The organism is Desulfobulbus propionicus DSM 2032, from assembly GCF_000186885.1.
Taxonomy (GTDB): Bacteria; Desulfobacterota; Desulfobulbia; order Desulfobulbales; family Desulfobulbaceae; genus Desulfobulbus; species Desulfobulbus propionicus.
On record NC_014972.1, the window covers coordinates 2151097 to 2168859 of the forward strand.

Here is a 17763-nt window from a genome sequence, read left to right on the forward strand (position 1 = left end):
CGAACCCGCAAGGGTTTCATCGACATCGCCCGCAACCGCAACCCAGGAGGGACAAACATGAGCCGACCACTGACACCCCCCCACGCGCTGGACGCCCTCACCTTCGACAACCGCTTCACCCGAGCGTTGCCCGCCGATCCACGCAGCGACAACAGCCGCCGCCAAGTCCACCAAGCCTGTTACTCGCGGGTGCGGCCGGTGCAGGTCAGGGAACCACGCCTGGTTGCCGTTTCCCGCGAAGCGGCCGCCCTGCTTGACCTGACCGAGAACGACTGCCGGTGCGAACGCTTTCTCCAGGTGTTTGCCGGCAATAGCCTGCTGGCCGGCATGGATCCGCACGCCCTCTGTTACGGCGGCCATCAATTCGGCAACTGGGCCAGGCAGTTGGGCGACGGCCGGGCGATCAACCTGGGCGAGGTTGTCAATCGACGCGGCGAGCACTGGACCCTGCAGCTCAAGGGAGCGGGGCCGACTCCCTATTCGCGCAATGCCGATGGTCTGGCGGTGCTGCGCTCGTCGTTGCGCGAATTTCTCTGCAGCGAGGCCATGTTCCACCTGGGCGTCCCCACCACCCGCGCGCTGAGCCTCATTCTCACCGGTGAATCGGTGCTGCGCGACATGTTCTACGACGGCAATCCGGCCCTGGAACCGGGTGCCGTGATCTGCCGCCTGGCTCCCTCCTTTCTTCGCTTCGGCAATTATGAACTTCTTGCCGCCCGCGGGGAAACCGCTCTCCTTCGCCAATTGGTCGATTTTACCCTGCGCACTTTTTTCCCCCATCTGGGCGATCCGGGCCCCGCCGCCTATGGCCGATGGTTTGCGGAGATCTGCCGCACCACCGCGGAGCTGATGGTCCACTGGCTGCGGGTCGGCTTTGTTCACGGGGTGATGAACACCGACAACATGTCGATCCTTGGCCTGACCATCGATTACGGTCCTTACGGCTGGCTGGAGGATTACGACCCCACCTGGACCCCGAACACCACCGACGCCATGGGCCGACGCTACTGCTATGGCCGTCAGCCGCAGATCGCCCACTGGAATCTGGCCCAGTTGGCCACTGCCCTCTCCCCCTTGATCGGCGAAACCGAACCGCTGGAAGAGGCCCTGCGCGACTACGCCCACCACTTCGAACAGGGCTGGCAGACGATGATGGCGCGCAAATTGGGCTTGCGCGCCTTTGAACCGCACTCCGACCGTCCCCTGGTGGAAGAGCTGCTGCGCCTGTTGCCCGAAGTGGAAACCGACATGACCCTCTTTTTTCGCCGGCTGGCCATGGTGCCATCCGGTTGCGCCGAGGATCGTGTGCAACCGTTGCGGGATGCCTTTTACCGACCCGAGCAACTGACCGAGCCATACCGCCAGCGCTTACACGGCTGGATCGAACGTTACCGCCAGCGATTGCAGCGCGACAATCTGCCCGATGCGGAGCGCTGCCGGCGAATGAACGCGGTCAACCCCAAATACGTGCTGCGTAACTATCTGGCGCAACTGGCCATCGACAAGATCATGGAAGGCGAGTATTCCCTGGTGGAGGAGATGCTCGAGGTGCTGCGTCACCCCTATGACGAACAACCGGGCAGGGAATGGTTTGCCGAGAAACGGCCCGAGTGGGCCCGCCACCGGCCAGGGTGCTCGATGTTGTCGTGCAGTTCCTGAACGCCTCTCCGGCGTCGCAGCCGCAGTTTTCTTTTCCGGTCGAAAAGCGCACGAGCAGGCGCCGTTGTCAAGGGACACGCTCGACTAGGAGCTGACAGGAAAGGGTAAAACCAATGCCATACTCTTTTTCAGGAGGAACCATGAACACCACGCCGTGCTGGCAGGCGGTTTTCTTTGATTTTGACGGCGTCATCGCCGATTCCACCGAGGTCAAGGTCCGGGCCTTTTCCGCCCTCTTCGCCCCCCACGGCCCGACGGTGCAGCGGCAAGTAGTCCGCTATCACCTGGACAACGGCGGCATGCCCCGGCACGCGAAGTTACGCCATTGTTTCGAGGCCTTTGTCGGCCGCACCATTGACGATAGCGAACTGGATCGCCTAGGCCGAACCTTCTCGGCCCTGGTGCTCGACGAGGTGGTGGCTGCCCCCCAGATTGCCGGTGCCCTCGAAGCCTTGCGGCAGCTCAAGCAGGCCGCCATTCCAGCCTTTGTCGTCTCCGGTACCCCGGAAGAGGAGATGCGCCTGATCGTCAGCCGCAAGGGGTTGGCGCCCTTGTTCACCGAGGTTCACGGTTCCCCACGGACCAAAAGCGAGATTGTTGCCGACATCCTTGACCGTCATGGCCTTGCTGGGCCGCGCTGCCTGTTCATCGGCGATGCACTGGCCGATTACCGTGCCGCCGAGTCCACCGGCCTGAGCTTTCTGGGCATCGTGCCCCAGGGGCAGCCTTCGATCTTTCCCGCCGACGTGCCGATCAGTTCGGAGGTGCTCCTCGACTGGTAGCGGCAGCGCGCCACTTCCCCACCTCCGTCAGGGTATTCGGCCCCCATGAGGTTCGTCTTGACAGGGGGTGTTTCTTCCTCTATAGACAGGGCTTGATTCAATTTTTCTATCGAACCACAGGCCGGCGGCACCCCTGGGTTTCAGTCCGGGGGCACCTTGTTGTCCGCTCCCGTCGCCCTGATGCCACGTGTGTTCTCTTCATCGTCAGAGGTCGTCCATGTCCGCACTTGCCGGCAAAATCGCCGAAAACCTCAACAAGATCAGGGCAACCCAGCCGTTGATCCATAACATCACCAATTTCGTGGTGATGAACTTCACCGCCAACGTGCTCCTGGCCAGCGGTGCATCGCCGGTCATGGCCCATGCCGACAACGAGGCGGAAGAGATGGTGGAGCATGCCGGTGCCCTGGTGCTGAACATCGGTACCCTGACCGACGCCTGGGTGGGGGCGATGATCCGGGCCGGACGCAAGGCCTCGGAACTGGGCAAGCCGATCATCCTCGACCCCGTGGGTGCGGGGGCCACCAGCTTGCGGACCAACGCCGCGAGAGCGATCCTCGCCCAGACCTGGGTGAGCGTGATTCGGGGAAACACCTCGGAAATCCTTTCCCTGGCCGGCCAGGACTCGATCACCAAGGGAGTGGACGCCACCCATGCCCTGACCGATGTCAGCGAAACCGCCCCTCTCCTGGCCCGCGAACTCGGCACCACCCTGGCCGTCACTGGGCCGATCGATCTGGTTACCGACGGACGACGCAGCCTGATCATTGAAGGCGGTCATTCGCTCATGCCCCGGATCACCGGGACCGGCTGCGCGGCCACGGCCCTGGTCGGCGCCTTTCACGCGGTGGACAAGGATCCGGTCTCCGCGGCGGCCACGGCGCTTGCCTTTTTTGCCGTCGCCGGCGAGGCGGCGGGCGCCCAGGCCCAGGGACCGGGCAGCTTCGTGATCCATCTGCTCGACGCCCTGTACAGCCTCAGCCCAGAGGAAGTGGAGGCGCGCTGCCGTATCCGGCAGGGGTAGACTTTGATCGACTATTCGCTCTACCTGGTGACCGATCGGCACCTTTCCCTGGGCCGGGACACGGTCGACATCGTCCAGGCCGCCATCCGCGGCGGCATCACCTGCGTGCAGTTGCGAGAGAAACACGGTTCCACCCGCCAGTTCATCGAGGAAGCGCGACAGGTCAGAAACCTGCTGGATTGCCTGGCGAGCACCATTCCGCTGATCATCAACGACCGGGTGGATGTGGCCTTGGCGACCGGTGCGGACGGGGTGCATCTCGGCCAACGCGACATGGACATCCGCGATGCCCGGCGACTGGCCGGATCGTCGCTGCTCATCGGCATCTCCGTGGAATCGGTGGATGACGCGGTGCGGGCCGAGGCCGAAGGTGCCGATTATGTTGGGGTCAGCCCGGTGTTCGCCACCCCGACCAAAAGCGATACCGCGCCGCCGCTCGGCCTGGCGGGCATCCAGGCTATCCGCGCCGCCGTGTCCCTGCCGCTGGTGGCCATCGGCGGCATCAATGCCGATAATGCGGCGGCGATCATTCGCGCCGGCGCCGACGGAGTGGCGGTGGTTTCGGCCATTGTCAGCGCCGCCTGTCCCGCACAGGCGGCACGCACGTTGAAAGAACAGATCAGCTCAGTCAAAGGGGGAGGGCGTCATGGCAATCAATAAAGTCTATCGCCGGGTTCTGACCATCGCCGGTTCAGACAGCGGCGGCGGGGCCGGTATCCAGGCCGATCTGAAAACCATTGCCGCCAACGGCTGTTACGGCATGAGCGTGATCACCGCCCTGACCGCACAAAACACTCTCGGCGTCACCGCCATCCACGCGGTGCCGGTGGAGTTCGTCGCCGCCCAGATGGAGGCGGTGCTTTCCGATATTGGCGTCGATGCGGTCAAGATCGGCATGCTCTTTTCGCCGGAGCTGATCCGAACCGTGGCGGAAAATTTGCGCAAATTCAACATCCGCACCATTGTCCTTGACCCGGTGATGGTGGCCCAGAGCGGCGACAAGCTGCTCCAGGACGAGGCCATCGACGCGCTCAAACAGCACCTCATCCCCATGGCGGCGCTGATCACCCCCAACCTGCCCGAGGCTTCGGTCCTGCTCGGCCGCGACACCTTTACCCATGCGGCCATCGAACAAGCGGCCGTTGAACTGGCGGCCATGGGTTGCGCCAATGTGTTGATCAAGGGTGGTCACCTGGAGGGCGGCGACAGCAACGATTGCCTCTATCTTGGCAAGCAAGGACGAACGGTCATCCTCCCGGGCGAGCGTATCGCCACCCGCAACAACCATGGCACCGGCTGCACGCTCAGTTCCGCCATCGCCGCCTTCATCGCCCGGGGAGCAGGGATTGAAGACGCGGTGCGCCTGGCCAAGGACTACATCACCGGTGCCATTCGCGCCGGCGCCGAGTACACCATCGGCCACGGCCACGGACCGGTGCATCATTTCTTCCGCTTTTTCTGAAACCGACCAGATGGCTGCGCATCCCGCTCCGGCCATCGTCGTCGACCGGGTCAGTCTCGACTTTGCCGGCAAACCGCTGTTCCAGGATTTATCGCTGCAACTGCCCGGCGGCCGAACCACCTGCATCCTCGGCCCCAGCGGCTGCGGCAAATCGACCCTGCTCAAGCTGATCGCCGGTTCGACCGCCCTGCCCGCCAGCGGCGAGATCCGTTTTGAACCTCTTCCAGTGGCAGACACGCTGCCGGTAGCCTGGATGGGACAGAACGACCTGCTGCTCCCCTGGCTGCCGTTGGTGGACAATGTGCTGCTCGGTGCCCGCCTGCGTCATGAACTGTCTGACAGCCTGCGCCAGCAGGCCCTCCAGCTGATCCACGAAGCAGGTCTGGCCGGCTATGAACAGGCCCTGCCCCGATCCCTGTCTGGCGGCATGCGCCAGCGCGGCGCCTTGCTCCGCACCCTGATGGAACAGCGTCCGGTGCTGCTGATGGATGAACCCTTCTCGGCCCTCGATGCCCTCACCCGGATGCGGCTGCAAAACCTCGCTGCCCGGCTGACCGCCGGGGCCACCGTGGTCCTCGTCACCCATGATCCGCTCGAGGCCCTGCGCCTGGGCGACCTGATCGTGGTCCTGGCCGGTTCGCCGGTACGGGTGGCCGAGATCCTTAAACCCAACGGCCGTCCGCCGCGCGAACCGGATGATCCGGCGCTGGCCCTCCAGCATGGGCAACTGCTCCGGCTGCTGATGCAGGGAGAAGACGCATGAACAAGGGACTGCGCCTGGGCATCCTCGCCGCCGGCCTGTTGCTGCTGTGGCAGCTGCTGGTCAGCCTCAGCGGCGTGCCGCCCTATATCCTTCCCGGCCCCCTGCCGGTGGCCAGGGCCTTGGCCATCCACCTGCCGGTACTCGGCCCCCATCTCGTCACCACCTTGACCGAGATCGTGCTCGGTCTGTTGCTCGGCACCGTGCTGGGCACCTCCACCGCCCTGGCCATGATCGTCTCGCCCCTGCTCAAGCGGTGGATGCTGCCGATTCTGGTGATCAGCCAGGCGATTCCGGTCTTTGCCCTGGCGCCGGTGCTGGTGCTGTGGTTCGGCTACGGCATGGGTTCAAAGGTTGTCATGGCGGTGCTGATCATCTACTTTCCGGTGACCGCCTCCTTTTACGGCGGCATGCGGCGCACCGATCCAGACCTGCTTGAGCTGGCGCGGATCATGGGCGCCCGTCCCCTGGCCGTGCTGCGCACCATCGTCATCCCCGCCGCCCTGCCCGCCTTTGCCTCGGGGGTGCGCGTGGCCACGGCGGTGGCGCCGATCGGCGCGGTGGTCGGCGAATGGGTCGGGTCCAGCGCCGGTCTTGGCTTTCTCATGCTTCATGCCAACGGACGGATGCAGATTGACCTGATGTTCGCCGCGCTCACCCTGCTTGCCGTCGTCTCCCTCGCGCTTTATTTTTGCATTGACCGTCTGCTCGACAGACTCATCTACTGGCAACCCAACCAAGGAACATCGTTATGAACAAGATCTGTCTCTGCCTCGTGGCGTTGCTCTGTGCCGCGCACCTTTCGGCAATGCCGGCACGGGCAACGGAAAAACTGACCGTGCTGCTCGACTGGTTCGTCAACCCCGACCACGCGCCGCTCTATGTGGCCATGGAAAAAGGCTTTTTCAAGAACAAGGGACTGGAGGTCGAACTGATCGCCCCCTCCAATCCCAACGACCCGCCCAAGCTGGTGGCCGCCGGCAAGGCCGATATCGCCGTCTCCTACCAGCACCAGCATCAGATGCAGATCGACCAGGGGCTGCCGCTAGTGCGCATCGCCACCCTGATCGCCACCCCGCTCAACTCACTGGTGGTGCTGGCCGACGGTCCGATCAAGACCTTAGCCGATCTCAAGGGCAAGACCATCGGCTACTCGGTGGGCGGTTTCGAAACCGCGCTGCTTAAAGTGATGCTGGAAAAGGAAGGACTCAAACTCACGGATGTCAAGCTGGTCAACGTCAACTTCTCGCTCTCGCCCTCGCTGTTTACCGGCCAAGCCGACGGCGTGATCGGTGCCTTCCGCAACTTCGAGCTCAACCAGATGGCTATCGAGAAACGGCCGGGCCGGGCCTTCCTGGTCGAGGAATACGGCGTGCCCGCCTACGACGAACTGATTCTGGTGGCCAACACCAAGGCGGTGAGCGAACCGAAGATGCGCCGCTTCGTCGATGCCCTGGAGGAGGGGGTGCAATATCTGATCAATCATCCGGAAGAGAGTTGGCAGCTGTTTGTCGGCCACGGACGGGAAAACCTGGATGACGAACTCAATCGCCGCGCCTGGAAGGACACCCTGCCCCGCTTTGCCCTGCGGCCGGGCGCGCTGGACAAGAATCGCTACAACCGTTTCGCCGCCTTCCTCCAGAAAGAACAAATCGTCACCAAGGTGCCGGCACTGGACACCTGGGCGGTGGAACTGCCGTAGACAGCACCGCATCGCTGCATCGGCCGTCCGGGGACGATCGACCGCCGGCAAGGAAGGGAGCCACGTGGCACGGATTCTGATCATCGACACCAACCAACCCTTCCTCGACACCTTGTCGAGGGAGATCTGCCACATGGGCCATCAGGTGACGGCTGCCGACAGCCTGCGCCAGGCCCGCGCCCTGGCAGCGAGCTCGGACTTCGACGTGGTGTTCCTTAACGCCGAGATGCCCGACGGCAGCGGCATGGACGCCCTACCGGCAATCATCGAGGCCCCCTCCTTTCCCGAGGTGATCATCTTCACCGATGTCGGCGATGCCGACCAGGCGGAGTTGGCCATCAAGATGGGGGCCTGGGACTATGTGGAACGGCCGGCCACTGCCCGGGCCATGGCCCTGTCCCTGGTGCGCGCCATCCAGTACCGGGCGCGCAAGATCCACCGTCAGCCGCACACCACCCTCAACGAGGAAACCCTCAAGGACATTGTTGGCGACAGTCCGCAGATGAAACGCTGCCTGGATCGGCTGGCCCTGTCCGCCGGCAGCGACGCCAACGTGCTCATCTCCGGCGAGACCGGGGTGGGCAAGGAACTGTTCGCGTGGGCCATCCACAACAACAGCCGCCGGGCGGGCAAGCGATTCGTGGTGGTCGATTGCGCCGCCCTGCCGGAAACCCTGGTGGAATCGATCCTCTTCGGCTACGAGCGCGGCGCCTTCACCGGCGCCGACAAGAGCCAGAGCGGCCTGATCAAGCGGGCGGACGGCGGCACCCTGTTCCTCGACGAGGTGGGCGAGCTGCCGCTGTCGGTGCAGAAATCCTTTCTCCGCGTCCTCCAGGAACACAAATTCCGCCAGGTCGGCGGCGGCCAGCAGCTGCGCAGCGATTTCCGCCTGATCGCGGCCACCAATCGCGACTTGGACGTCATGGTCCAGCGCCACCGCTTCCGCAAGGACCTGCTCTTCCGCCTGCGCGCCTTCAGCCTGGAACTGCCGCCTTTGCGTGAACGGATCGAGGACGTGCCAGCCATCGCCATCCATCATGTGGACAAGCTGTGCGAAAGCTATGGCTTGAACGGCAAGACCTTTTCCCCGGATTTCTTCGAGGTGCTCAAACGGTACCAATGGCCGGGCAACGTGCGCGAACTGGTCAACGCCTTGGAGCGGTCCGTGTCGGCGGCCCGGCATGAACCGGTGCTGTTCCCCAAGCACCTGCCGGTCTACATCCGGGTACATCTGGCCCGAGCCTCGGTCGAGCAGGGCCAGCAAGCCACACCGAACAGTCCGCTGCCCCGGCTGGGTGGCACGGAGGGCGCTGTTTTGCCCCGGCTGGTCGATGCCCGCGAGGCGGCGATCGCCGAACTGGAACAGCGTTACCTGAAAGAACTGATGACCCAGGCCCCGGACATGCGCCAGGCCTGCGCCATTTCCGGACTGTCCCGCTCCCGGCTCTATGCCCTGCTGAAAAAGTACAACCTTCCGTCCTGCTTCCGTCTCTCCTGACCGCCCTTCCATACGGTCTTGTCATACAGGATTTAATCCTGTCAAACGGGACACAGTTGTGCCCTGCAGGATTGCCGCATTCAGACCGGCACATGGATCACCTCTGCAACTAACTCATTTTTCGACTTATTTCCCAAACTTTCTCTTCGCCTGTCTGGATGGAACGATTCTTGGACTGGTACATTGTAGGACTCTTGTTTTTTCCCGCCACCTTGTCGTCAAGACAGGGACAGCTTTGTTGGCGTCCATTTTCCTGGAACATGCCGGCTCCCCCTGTCGCGACCTGGTGCCTTGCCCCGTGATGCACCCTCCTCCGCCGATCGCGGAGGGGTGTCGCTCATTTCATTCCAAGGAGTATATCTGATGAAAAATGAACAATATATTTTTTCGTTTCGCGCCTGTCTTCTCGCCGCCCCGATCATCCTGGCCCTGAGCAGTCCGGCCGGGGCCAAGAGTATTGCCAAGGATCAGGTCAACATCCGCTCAAAACCAAGTCTCTCCAGCGAAATCATTTTCACGGCCCCCCTGGGCTACCCCATCAAGATCGAGCAGGAGGCCAACAACTGGTCCTTTTTCCACGATTGGCAAAACAATCGGGGCTGGGTCTACAAACCGCTGGTCTCGGATATCGAGACAGCGGTGGTCGTGGTCGACAAGGCAAACATCCGAAACGCTTCCAATACCCGCTCGCAGGTGGTCAGCACAGCCGAACAAGGAGAAATTTACAAGATACTCGCCAAAAAAGGCGACTGGGTCCGTCTGGGGTACTACCACGGCGGCGCGGAAGTCGGCTGGATTCACTCGGATCTCGTGTTCGGCGAATGAACCGCCTTGTGGTGTTGAACACCGGTCAACCCATGGTCCCGGCTGCGCCCTCGTGAAAGTCAGCCTAACCAAGCAGGAGGAACACACATGGGAGAACCCTTTGTTGTCAAGGATTGCACCCTCATCTCCATTGCCACCGGGCAGGAAGCGCAAAATCTGCGCGAGTTGAGCGATCGGCTGGAAACGATCCATCCCGGGTGCATCTACTATCATTTCTGGGGCGGAATGCTCCGCTCCAGTTTCGACGAACCCGAATACCAGAATGACTTTGCCGCCTGGGCGTGGCGCAGCCTGCACGACTCCCGCCTGGCCGAGCGGCTGGCGATCATCGACCCCAGCCACCATCGGGAGATGGACGACCTGCGGCGGGAACTGCTGGACGTGATCGAGGAGCGGCTGGCGGAAAGCGAGTTCGTGCCCTGGGCTCGCGCCGGACAGCGGTTCAAGTTCATCCGCTCGCAGATCCTGGTGTTCGATACCGGATGCCGGATTCTGAAACCGCGGGACATGGCCGAACAGATCGCCCGCATGTCGCTGGGGTCGATCTTTTACCATTTCATCGATGCCCGGCGGCGCACGGAGCGCGGCCGCAGCGATTTTGTCGAATGGCTGGCCAGCTTCGGCAACGGCGATTATGACGAGCTGATCAAAAACATCAATGCCATCGACCCCTATTTCACCACTCTGGCGGAACTGCGCCGGGAACTGGCCGGGGTTTTCGACCGCTGTCTTGCCGAAGGAGGGACCCCATGACCAGTGTACTCGAACGCTATGTCCCCATTGTCGGCGCCGAGGTCATCGACCATCTCCGCCATCTGGCCGAACCGCTCAGGGGCATGAAGGTCGTGCACGTCAACTCCACCCGCGAGGGCGGCGGCGTGGCCGAGATTCTCAGCTGGCTGATTCCCTTCAAGCGGGAACTGGGCCTGGATGCCCGGTGGGAGGTGATCTCCGGCGAGAAGGATTTTTATCAGTGCACCAAGAGCTTCCATAACGGGCTGCAAGGCACGCCGGTGGCGCTTCCGTCGTCCCTGCTCCGCGCCTATGAGCAAACCAATCGCGACAATGCCGAGCGGTTGCGTCCCCTTCTGGAGGACGCGGATTTCGTCTTTATCCATGACCCGCAGCCCGCGCCGCTGCTCCGTCTCTGTCCCGGCCGCAAGGGCAAATGGGTGTGGCGCTGCCATATCGACCTCAGCCACCCGTATCGGGCGGTGTGGAAATACCTGCGTGACGTGGTCGCCGGATACGACGCCTCCATCTGGTCCCTGGCCGACTTCGCCCAGCCCTTGCCGCACCCCTTGTACCTGATTGCCCCCAGTATCGATCCGCTCAGCCAGAAGAACCGGGAGCTGTATCCGGGCGAGGTCGAGGCGGTGTTCGACCGCTATGGCCTTGATCCTGACCTGCCGCTGATCACCCAGGTGTCGCGCTTTGACCGCTTCAAGGACCCCTTGGGCGTGCTCCATGCCTACAGGCTGGTCAAGGAGTTCACCCCGGTGCAGCTAGTGCTGGCCGGCGGCGGGGCGAGCGACGATCCGGAAGGGGAAGAGGTGCTGCGCGAGGTGCGCGAGGCGGCCGGCGACGATCCGGATATCCATATCCTGCTCCTGCCCGCCGATGCCCATCGGGAGATCAATGGCCTGCAACGGGCCTCGACCATTGTCCTGCAGAAATCGACCCGGGAAGGATTCGGCCTCACCGTCACCGAAGCGATGTGGAAGGGCAAGCCGGTCATAGGCGGTGATACCGGCGGCATACGCCTGCAGGTGATCAACCATCACACCGGGTTTTTGGTCAACACCCCGGAAGGCGCGGCCCTGCGCATTCGTTACCTGCTCAAGAACCGCGACCGGCTGGAAGAGATGGGCCGCAAGGCGCAGTCGTTTGCCCTCAACAATTTTTTGGTCACCCGCCACCTGCGGGAATACCTCACCCTGATGATCGCCACCCGGCACAAGGGTGTTGAGCGGATCGAGCTGTGAGGGGCACGAAACCACCCCGTCACGCCCTCCTGGCGGAGCTGCCCCGTTTCTGGGAGCGGGTTGGCGATGCGTCCAGCCGCTTTCTCGGCCTGGATTACGACGGCACCCTGGCACCCTTTGCCGTCGACCCCATGGAGGCGCGGCCTCTTCCCGGCATTGCCGACCTGCTCCGTGCCCTGACCGTCGACACCGCCACCGAGGTGGCGATCATCTCCGGCCGGCCGGCGGCCGAGGTCATGGCCCTGCTCGACGGTCCGCCGGTCACCGTGGTCGGCAATCACGGCTATGAACTGTGTCCGGTGGACGGCGACCCGGTCATTCGCCAGCCGACACCGGAGCAGCGGCAGGGGTTGGACAACATTCGCGCCGTTCTCCAGCAACGGGGCTACGGCCGCGCATTGGAAAACAAGATGGCCTCGCTGGCCGTGCATACCCGGGGCCTTGAACCAGTGACCGCCGTGGCCCTGGAACAGGAGGTGCTGAGTGAATGGGGCGCCTTTGCCCTGGATCACGGTCTGGAATGCCGCTGGTTCAACGGCGGGGTGGAGATTCGCTGCATCGGCTGGCACAAGGGCGACGCCCTGCGCAGCCTGCTCGATCAACAGCCCCGCGGAACCCTGGCGGTCTATGTCGGCGACGATGAAACCGACGAGGATGCCTTTGCCGCCCTTGAGGGACGGGGCATCGGCATCAAGGTCGGCCGGGATGCACGGCCGACCGCTGCCCGGGCCACGCTTGCCGACTGCGCGGCGGTGGCCGATTTTCTTCGCGCCTGGCGGACGGTCACCACAACCCACAGGAGGAATGCACCATGGAAACAACCCGACTGACCGTCGTCTCCAACCGATTGGCGATTGTGGTCGACCGCGAGCAGGATGGCCGATGGACCATCAAGCCCGGGTCCGGAGGTTTGGTTACCGCCCTGGGGCCGGTTTTGCGCGATCGCGGCGGCCAATGGATAGGCTGGCTCGGCTCCAATCTCCAGGGCGAGCTCGACGAGGCGGCGCTCAGGGACCTGCTGGCTCGGGGATCGCGGGAAACCGGGTATGCCCTCAAACCGGTGGAACTGGATGACGAAGAGATCCAGAAATATTATTTCGGCTTCTCCAACGAGATCCTCTGGCCCCTGTTCCACGACCTGCCCTCGCGCTGCAATTTCGACCCGGCCTACTGGACCGTGTATGAACGGGTCAACGCCAAATTCGCCCGGGTGGTGGCGCAGAATACCGATGAAAAGGAAGATTATGTCTGGGTGCACGATTACCAGCTGATCCTGGTGGCGGCCCATCTCAAGGCCATGGGGGTCCGCCGGAGCACCGGCTTTTTTCTCCACATCCCCTTCCCGCCCCTGGACGGCTTCATCCGCCTGCCCTGGCGCTCCCAGATCCTCAACGCCCTGCTCCAGTACGATCTGATCGGTTTTCAGACCGTGCGCGATCGGCGCAACTTCATGGACTGCGTGCGCATGCTGCTGCCGCAGACCCGGGTGGTCGGCCATGGTCACATCGCCCGCTGTCTGACCCCGGAGCGCGAGGTCCTGGTGGGCGTCTTCCCGATCAGCATCGATTTTCGGCAATTCGCCGACACGGCGGCCAGTCAGGAGGTCCAGGACCAGGCATGGATCATCCATGCCAACCTGCCCGAACGGCAGTTGATCCTCGGGGTCGACCGGCTTGACTACACCAAGGGCATTCCCCTTCGACTCCAGGCCTTTGCCAATGCCCTGGAACGGTATCCGGAACTGCGCGGCACAATAACCCTGGTTCAGGTGGTGGTGCCCAGCCGCGCGGAGGTGCCCGAATACGAAACCCTCAAGCGGGAGATCGAACGCCTGGTGGGCGAAATCAACGGCCGCTTCACCGAGGTCGGCTGGACACCGATCCACTACATCTACCGCTCGTTATCCCGGGTGGAACTGCTGGCCTACTACCGAACCTGCGAGATCGCCCTGATCACCCCGCTCAAGGACGGCATGAACCTGGTGGCCAAGGAATTTTGCGCCTGTTCGATCGAAAACAACGGTGTGCTCATCCTCAGCGAATTTGCCGGGGCAGCGGCCCAACTGCACAACGGCGCGTTGCTGGTCAATCCTTTTGACATCCGGGGAGTGGCCGACGCCATTCATCGGGCCTGCGCCATGGACACCGTCAGCCGCCAGGCGCGGATGGAAAAGATGCGCCGCTCCATCCAGAAGCACAACATTTTTCACTGGGTCAATGCCTTCCTCCGCACCGGCATCCACAAGGATCTCAACCAGTTTCCCAGGGTGGAATTTTTCGTCCCCAAACTGGCTGCTCCGGCCATCTAGCCCACCCCCGCCACATCACAAAAAAAGCGCAACCACCTCAAATGGTTACGCTCAATGGTCATTCCCTGTCCCCGCCAGGCCGGCGGAACGTGTCCTGCCGGTCCGGCAGCGGCCTGCTCGGACGAAGTGGATTATTTCTTGTGTTTGTTGATTTCTTCCTCGACCTCCTGGGCACCTTCCGCATACAGCTTTTCTTCCTCAGGGTCCAGCTCGTGCAGAAGCCGGAGAAATTCACCGGCATGCACCCGCTCCTCGTCGGCGATATCCGTCAGCACCTCGATGGCAAGCGTGTTGTCGGTTGATTCGGCCAACTGCATGTACAGCTGAATGGCCTCGTATTCGGCGGCGATCATGAACCTGATCGCGCGCACCAGTTCCGCATGGGTCAGTTTTCTCTCCTTGGCCAATCCCGCAAAGGGCGATCCAAACTCAGGCATCGGTGTTCTCCTTTCTCTGTTCATTATGGTTTTCCGGCGTTTTTAAAAAAGCCGGATTGCACTGCCGATAAAAACGGTCAATGTAGATTGTACTTCCGCTTCATTTCCTCATAGACCAGTGACGAAAAATCGCGAATGACCCCGCCGCCGGAAACCATCCATTGTTTGTAATCGGCCGGTTTTGAGGCACGCTCGACAATGCCGACAATGGCATAGGGTACCCGTCGCCCGTCCCTGGTCTTCGGCACCAGGATGCCCATGTCCCCGCAAAGCAAGGCCGTGGTGCCGGTTTTGTTGAACACCTGGGTTCCGGAAGGCACCTCGGTACCGCAGAAAATACGATCGCGCCCCGGCAGGGACATTACCCGCAGCATTTCCTTGGAATAGGGCAGCTGATAGTTCCACAAAGCCTTGAGAAACTGGATGTAAGCCAACGGCGGAGCACTGTTTTTATAGGTCTTGCCTCCCGGCGGGATATATTCCCTGATCCGGACCTGCCGCAACATGGCCCCATATTCCTTCTTCAGCAAAGCCTCGCATTTCGCCGGCCCCCCCAGTTGCCGGATGAACCAGTTGGTGGCCGAATTGCTGCTTTGTTGAATCATGGCCTCCATCATGTGTCGGTGCTGCGCGGTATAGGACAGCTTCCCCTTGTCCACCTGATGGAAAAAGGCCAGGGCGACAAAGGGCTTGATCATGCTGGCCGCTTGAAAGGCGCGTTGCGAGTTGACGCTGGTCAGATAGGTATTCCTGGTCAGGTCGTAGGCCACCAGCGCGGCCCGTTCCCTTTGCCGCAACCGGCCCTTTGCCTGCTGCTTCCGAAGGAAGTCATTCATTTTTATACTCAGCCCGCCGCCAGCGGTTTCGGAGGGTGGATCTGCCGGGGTGGCGATCACGGTTTCCTTGTCTTGGCAGCGCTCGCCGGCAGTTGTTTTTTTCCCTTTGCTCGTTCGCTGTTCCCGCCCCGGCTGCACGATGGCCGCCTGCACGGTTTTGCCTTGGCGGCGTTCAGAACCCAAATCGGCAACCGTGGCCAGATTGGTGTTCGGCCCCGCCATCGGCCGTTCAACGGCCGCGATGACGGCCGGAGCGATCTTCCTGCCACGCAGCAGCGCGCCGTGCTGCTTGGCCGTTCTCGCTGCCATGGTTTTGCTGCTCCAGCATCTATAAACAATTGAAAAGGTTCGAGAATCGACCCGTTCGATGGCCAGCCGCTTGCCAGCCTGCACCCCAAGCGCCTGCTTGATGGAGCGGTAGTCTTTCGTCAGGCGCTCGACGCTGGGTCCTTTCAGGTAGCCAATATGGTACAGGGCATGATGGCCCTTGGCCTTGGTGACCTGCGCTGGTTTCAGCCCTGCCCGCCGCAGTTTCCTGGACTGCTGTTCCGCGGTCTTCTTGGCCTGGTCGAGCGTTCCCCGCAGGGGATGAATCACCCCAAACTGCTGATCCCGCCCAACGATCAGCAGCTGACGGTCAATGGCCATTTGCAAGAGGCCAGCCACTTTTCTGCGGTAATCGAGAACGCGCTGGATGTCCGTGTCCCACCCATAGGCGATATCATAGCGTTGATCGGCGGGCGCGGCGGCCAACGCAGGCGCGCAGGACAAGAAGAGGAGAACAAAAAGAATCAAGGACGATGCTTTCATTGCGGTTCGAACGATCATGGGAAATACCGATACCGTGTGGCTGCGGGACAGTTCATCGGGAAGTGGGAAGCGGCGTGACCAGTATTTTATCAATGCGGTTCATATCCATGTCAACAACCTCGAATCGATGCCCGCACGCCTCGAAACCATCTGTTTCCATGGGTATGCGGCCAAGCATGTGAATAACAAATCCGCCCAGGGTGTGATAGGCATGGCCGTCGTCGCCGGGCAGCGCTTGATCGATGCCAAGGGTTGCCTTGACCCGGTCGATGGCGGCGCTGCCATCAACAAGCCAGGAGCCGTCCTCGCGGCGCGTGCATTCCTGCCCATCGGCCAGCTTGGAGTTCGGCAGCTCTCCGACAATGGCGGCGAGCACGTCGGTGAGGGTGACAAACCCTTGAATGTCGCCGTATTCATCGACAACTAGGGCGCATTGCAGTTGGACCCTGCGCAGATGTTCCAGCAGCTGGGTGGTGGTGACATACTCGGGAATGTACAGGGGCTGGCGAAGATGGTGTTCAATCTGGAGCGGTTCGCAGGCCAGGGCGGCTTTGAGCAGATCAGCGGTACGCAACAGGCCGACCACCTCCTCCAGGCCGCCCCGGCAGACAAGAATCCGCGAGAAGGGGCAGTCGGCCAGCTGTTCACGCAGTTCATTTTCCGGCTTGTTCAGATCAAGCATGTGAATATCCTGGCGATGGGTCATGATCGCCACCACCGGCTGCTCGTCCAGGCGAAGCACATTGGAAACCAGCGTCCGCTCGCTCTGGTGAAAGACGCCGGCTTGCGCCCCCTGCTCCATCAGCAGTTTGATTTCCTCGTTGGTGACCGCCGCCGAATCCCGCGTACCGGTGCCGGCTCCCCGCAACAGCAGCGTGGACGAGGCCGAGAGCAGCCAGATCAGGGGCTTGGTCCACCGGGCCAGCACCTTCATCGGCCGCGCGACCAACAAGGCAATGCGTTCCGGTTGCAGCAACCCGAGATGTTTGGGCACCAGCTCGCCCACGACCACGGAAAAATAGGTCAGGGCGATGACCACGGTTGCCAGGGCAATGGGTCTGGCATGGGGCTGCACTGCCGGGAAAGCGGCCAACCAGGCGGCAAGCGGTTCGACCAAGGCGTTTTCGCCCACCGCGCCGCTCAAAATGCCCACCATGGTTATACCGACTTGCACGGTGGAAAGAAAGCCCGTCGGATTATTTTTCAGCGCCAGGGCCGAGTTGGCGCCGCGCCGCCCGTCGTTTGCCAGTTTGTGCAGGCGAAAATCCCGTGACGAGAGCACGGCGATTTCCGACATGGCAAAGAGTCCGTTGAGCAGGATAAGCAGAAGAAGAAAAAGAAGTTCCATAACGCTCTGCCAAGGAAGATAACTCGCGGTTTCCAGGGATGCGCGGGACTGGCGGCCACGGTCGAGGCATCCTCCCCTCGTGGGCACCCCGTGCCCGTCGCCGGGCGGCCCGCTTTCGGCGCGATCCACTCGCAGCTGTCCGTCCGCAATCGCCCTGCATCCTATCAACATACAACTTTATCGCGCGGAATGGTACAAGCTGATTGTGCTCCCATCCGCTAGACAACCGCAGCAAGGGCCACTGAGTGCCTGCTCTCTTTTGACATCGTCCCCTATTCCCGATATGGTACAACAAACCGAGTGACTCGATCCAGGTCGCCCTTGGGC

The 17763-nt window shown here is 62.3% G+C and carries 17 protein-coding genes; 14 read left to right on the forward strand and 3 right to left on the reverse strand.

The features are described 5' to 3' along the window. The first annotated feature begins 57 nt into the window (after positions 1-57). The 14 genes from DESPR_RS09360 to DESPR_RS09425 all read left to right on the forward strand — a co-directional run bounded on the left by DESPR_RS09360 (position 58) and on the right by DESPR_RS09425 (position 14005). Positions 58-1659 carry a protein adenylyltransferase SelO gene (locus DESPR_RS09360; RefSeq protein ID WP_015724566.1) on the forward strand — a complete coding sequence of 534 codons (1602 nt, stop codon included), beginning with the start codon at positions 58-60 and terminating at the stop codon, positions 1657-1659. 140 nt (positions 1660-1799) lie between these two features. Continuing rightward, positions 1800-2441 carry an HAD family hydrolase gene (locus DESPR_RS09365; protein ID WP_015724567.1) on the forward strand — a complete coding sequence of 214 codons (642 nt, stop codon included), beginning with the start codon at positions 1800-1802 and terminating at the stop codon, positions 2439-2441. A gap of 217 nt (positions 2442-2658) precedes the next feature. Next, positions 2659-3465, forward strand: a complete 807-nt coding sequence (thiM, locus tag DESPR_RS09370; RefSeq protein WP_015724568.1) for a hydroxyethylthiazole kinase — start codon at positions 2659-2661, stop codon at positions 3463-3465. A 3-nt stretch (positions 3466-3468) separates the two neighbouring features. Then, a complete protein-coding gene (gene thiE, locus DESPR_RS09375) occupies positions 3469-4125 on the forward strand; it encodes a thiamine phosphate synthase (RefSeq protein WP_015724569.1) in 657 nt (218 codons plus the stop codon). Further along, positions 4112-4927 carry a bifunctional hydroxymethylpyrimidine kinase/phosphomethylpyrimidine kinase gene (thiD, locus tag DESPR_RS09380; RefSeq protein ID WP_015724570.1) on the forward strand — a complete coding sequence of 272 codons (816 nt, stop codon included), beginning with the start codon at positions 4112-4114 and terminating at the stop codon, positions 4925-4927. The genes thiE and thiD overlap by 14 nt, the downstream gene beginning before the upstream one ends. Positions 4928-4937: 10 nt before the next feature. After that, positions 4938-5690 (forward strand): ABC transporter ATP-binding protein, encoded by a 753-nt coding sequence (locus DESPR_RS09385; RefSeq protein WP_015724571.1) that lies wholly within the window; start codon positions 4938-4940, stop codon positions 5688-5690. Next, complete coding sequence (locus DESPR_RS09390; protein WP_015724572.1) at positions 5687-6442, forward strand: ABC transporter permease; 756 nt, start codon at positions 5687-5689, stop codon at positions 6440-6442. Before DESPR_RS09385 ends, DESPR_RS09390 begins: the two co-directional genes overlap by 4 nt. After that, positions 6439-7389 carry an ABC transporter substrate-binding protein gene (locus tag DESPR_RS09395; protein WP_015724573.1) on the forward strand — a complete coding sequence of 317 codons (951 nt, stop codon included), beginning with the start codon at positions 6439-6441 and terminating at the stop codon, positions 7387-7389. Before DESPR_RS09390 ends, DESPR_RS09395 begins: the two co-directional genes overlap by 4 nt. A 64-nt stretch (positions 7390-7453) precedes the next feature. Then, positions 7454-8887, forward strand: coding sequence for a sigma-54-dependent transcriptional regulator (locus DESPR_RS09400; protein WP_015724574.1), 1434 nt, complete (start codon positions 7454-7456; stop codon positions 8885-8887). A 363-nt stretch (positions 8888-9250) separates the two neighbouring features. Continuing rightward, a complete protein-coding gene (locus tag DESPR_RS09405; protein WP_015724575.1) occupies positions 9251-9712 on the forward strand; it encodes an SH3 domain-containing protein in 462 nt (153 codons plus the stop codon). 87 nt (positions 9713-9799) lie between these two features. Next, on the forward strand, positions 9800-10465 hold the full coding sequence (locus DESPR_RS09410) for a DUF5752 family protein (protein ID WP_015724576.1): 666 nt from the start codon (positions 9800-9802) through the stop codon (positions 10463-10465). Continuing rightward, positions 10462-11697, forward strand: a complete 1236-nt coding sequence (locus DESPR_RS09415) for a glycosyltransferase (RefSeq protein ID WP_015724577.1) — start codon at positions 10462-10464, stop codon at positions 11695-11697. Before DESPR_RS09410 ends, DESPR_RS09415 begins: the two co-directional genes overlap by 4 nt. Further along, complete coding sequence (otsB, locus tag DESPR_RS09420; protein WP_015724578.1) at positions 11694-12527, forward strand: trehalose-phosphatase; 834 nt, start codon at positions 11694-11696, stop codon at positions 12525-12527. The genes DESPR_RS09415 and otsB overlap by 4 nt, the downstream gene beginning before the upstream one ends. Next, positions 12509-14005: an alpha,alpha-trehalose-phosphate synthase (UDP-forming) gene (locus tag DESPR_RS09425; RefSeq protein ID WP_015724579.1), complete on the forward strand. Its 1497-nt coding sequence runs from the start codon at positions 12509-12511 to the stop codon at positions 14003-14005. The genes otsB and DESPR_RS09425 overlap by 19 nt, the downstream gene beginning before the upstream one ends. Positions 14006-14136: 131 nt before the next feature. Here the strand turns inward: DESPR_RS09425 and DESPR_RS09430 are convergent, their stop codons facing one another. The 3 genes from DESPR_RS09430 to DESPR_RS09440 all read right to left on the reverse strand — a co-directional run bounded on the left by DESPR_RS09430 (position 14137) and on the right by DESPR_RS09440 (position 17436). Continuing rightward, positions 14137-14442 (reverse strand): ferritin family protein, encoded by a 306-nt coding sequence (locus DESPR_RS09430; protein WP_015724580.1) that lies wholly within the window; start codon positions 14440-14442, stop codon positions 14137-14139. Positions 14443-14519: 77 nt separating this feature from the next. Further along, positions 14520-16106, reverse strand: a complete 1587-nt coding sequence (locus DESPR_RS17285) for a serine hydrolase (protein ID WP_081458005.1) — start codon at positions 16104-16106, stop codon at positions 14520-14522. Between the two features lie 34 nt (positions 16107-16140). After that, positions 16141-17436: a hemolysin family protein gene (locus DESPR_RS09440; protein ID WP_015724582.1), complete on the reverse strand. Its 1296-nt coding sequence runs from the start codon at positions 17434-17436 to the stop codon at positions 16141-16143. Positions 17437-17763: the final 327 nt, after the last annotated feature.

Bases quoted from the DNA above. Each gene is read 5' to 3' on its own strand.
- DESPR_RS09395 (WP_015724573.1), top strand. From the start codon at position 6,439: ATGAACAAGATCTGTCTCTGCCTCGTGGCGTTGCTCTGTGCCGCGCAC.
- DESPR_RS09410 (WP_015724576.1), top strand. From the start codon at position 9,800: ATGGGAGAACCCTTTGTTGTCAAGGATTGCACCCTCATCTCCATTGCC.
- DESPR_RS09405 (WP_015724575.1), top strand. From the start codon at position 9,251: ATGAAAAATGAACAATATATTTTTTCGTTTCGCGCCTGTCTTCTCGCC.
- DESPR_RS09415 (WP_015724577.1), top strand. From the start codon at position 10,462: ATGACCAGTGTACTCGAACGCTATGTCCCCATTGTCGGCGCCGAGGTC.
- DESPR_RS09440 (WP_015724582.1), bottom strand. From the start codon at position 17,436: ATGGAACTTCTTTTTCTTCTTCTGCTTATCCTGCTCAACGGACTCTTT.
- thiD (WP_015724570.1), top strand. From the start codon at position 4,112: ATGGCAATCAATAAAGTCTATCGCCGGGTTCTGACCATCGCCGGTTCA.
- DESPR_RS09390 (WP_015724572.1), top strand. From the start codon at position 5,687: ATGAACAAGGGACTGCGCCTGGGCATCCTCGCCGCCGGCCTGTTGCTG.
- DESPR_RS09430 (WP_015724580.1), bottom strand. From the start codon at position 14,442: ATGCCTGAGTTTGGATCGCCCTTTGCGGGATTGGCCAAGGAGAGAAAA.
- DESPR_RS09360 (WP_015724566.1), top strand. From the start codon at position 58: ATGAGCCGACCACTGACACCCCCCCACGCGCTGGACGCCCTCACCTTC.
- thiM (WP_015724568.1), top strand. From the start codon at position 2,659: ATGTCCGCACTTGCCGGCAAAATCGCCGAAAACCTCAACAAGATCAGG.
- DESPR_RS09365 (WP_015724567.1), top strand. From the start codon at position 1,800: ATGAACACCACGCCGTGCTGGCAGGCGGTTTTCTTTGATTTTGACGGC.
- DESPR_RS09385 (WP_015724571.1), top strand. From the start codon at position 4,938: ATGGCTGCGCATCCCGCTCCGGCCATCGTCGTCGACCGGGTCAGTCTC.
- DESPR_RS09425 (WP_015724579.1), top strand. From the start codon at position 12,509: ATGGAAACAACCCGACTGACCGTCGTCTCCAACCGATTGGCGATTGTG.
- DESPR_RS17285 (WP_081458005.1), bottom strand. From the start codon at position 16,106: ATGATCGTTCGAACCGCAATGAAAGCATCGTCCTTGATTCTTTTTGTT.